Annotated in this window: 1 protein-coding gene and 1 pseudogene; both read right to left on the bottom strand. The window is 64.5% G+C overall.

What is annotated here, in order from left to right:
* Positions 1-210: pseudogene (locus X744_RS1000000173305) on the bottom strand (ABC transporter permease); the annotation flags it as partial.
* A partial coding sequence (locus tag X744_RS139735; RefSeq protein WP_023763241.1) for an ABC transporter permease occupies positions 211-702 on the bottom strand: 492 nt, incomplete at its 5' end.

Genomic DNA, 702 nt, shown 5'->3' with positions numbered 1-702 from the left:
ATCGGTCGCCTTCGGGTCCATCGGCGCCAGGAATTCGGCGAACACGGCCATCACCAGCAGCAGCACGACCAGCCAAAGCCCCGCCATTCCGGTCCAGGAGCGCTTCAGCCGGCGCCAAACCAGCGCCATGTAGCTCTCATTGCCGCGTGCGGGCGCCACTGTGGATCGCTCGGCCGGCAGTGGCGGGGGTGAAGGCTCTCGAGCCAGCATCTAGCCCTCCCCGAACTGACGCACGCGCGGATCGAGCAGGACGAGCAGCATGTCGGCGATGATGTTGCCGACGATCAGCGTCGCCGACAGCACCATCATGAAGGTGGCGGTGACATAGACATCGCCGACCGCCATCGAACCGACGATCGCCGGACCGACGGTCGGCAGCGCGAAGATGATCGCCGTCTCGATCTCGCCGGTCAGCATGTAGGGCAGCACCACGCCCTGATACATGACGAGCGGATGCAAGGCATTGGGCACGGCGTGGCGCATGACGACGGCGCTGCCCGTCAGGCCCTTGGCCTTGGCTGTCTCGACATATTGCGCGTTGAGCGTGTCGAGCAGATTGCCGCGCATGACACGCATATTGTAGGCGAGACCGCCGAAGGTGGCGATCGCCACCACCGGCCAGACATGCTTGACCAGGTCGACGAATTTGGCCCACGACCACGTAGCGCCGCCATATTGCGGCGAGAAGAGATCGGAAGAGCA

The sequence above is a fragment of the Mesorhizobium sp. LNHC252B00 genome (assembly GCF_000502955.1).
Lineage (GTDB): Bacteria > Pseudomonadota > Alphaproteobacteria > Rhizobiales > Rhizobiaceae > Mesorhizobium.
This window is presented reverse-complemented; position numbering and strand designations above follow the sequence as displayed.